Annotated in this window: 1 protein-coding gene; it reads right to left on the bottom strand. The window is 31.7% G+C overall.

The window, feature by feature from the left end:
- Positions 1 to 391: 391 nt before the first annotated feature.
- On the bottom strand, positions 392 to 571 hold a 180-nt coding region (locus ACQY5W_RS13410), incomplete at its 5' end, for a hypothetical protein (RefSeq protein ID WP_428025471.1).

Raw genomic sequence — 571 nt, 5'->3', positions numbered from 1 at the left:
TGGCAGTCATGGCAGCTTCTAATTATCGTATTTGTAACGTTTTTAAAGAAGATATATTGCCGAATGTTATGGCTATTCTTAAAATTTGTAGCTGTCTAATTTATTTGTCATTCATTTGCTATGTAACGTTAATTGAGTTTAGAAATATCACTTTCAATAATTGTTGCTATGTGCACAAGACCGAAGGGCCAGATTTTGGTTTTTTGGCCTCTGCTTTTGTCATGTGGATTTTTTTTTTGTTTTGATGCCACAACCACGTAATACATGCTTCCAACTAACAACGCATTCAAAATTTGATGATGAAATTCGATTCCACCATACTCCGTATTTGGTGTTTATAATCACAAAACATGCTCGATGTTTTCTTTGACACCTACTTCACTGCTCTCCATTAGCCACCATAAGCAAACTTGGTGAAAACCGAAGAAATCGATTCATTGAAAACCGGTCGGTTAAAATTCAAAATTTGAGAAATTTTGAAAAAAATGAAAACCAGAAAAACTGAGTGATAAATAAAAACATTTACTTTATTGTTTTCATTTAAAATTTGAATTTTAAATAAAAAGCTACT

It is taken from the genome of Arcobacter sp., from assembly GCF_050300555.1.
GTDB lineage: Bacteria > Campylobacterota > Campylobacteria > Campylobacterales > Arcobacteraceae > Arcobacter.
Note: the sequence above shows the minus strand (reverse complement) of the source record. Positions and strands in the feature narration are given on the sequence as shown.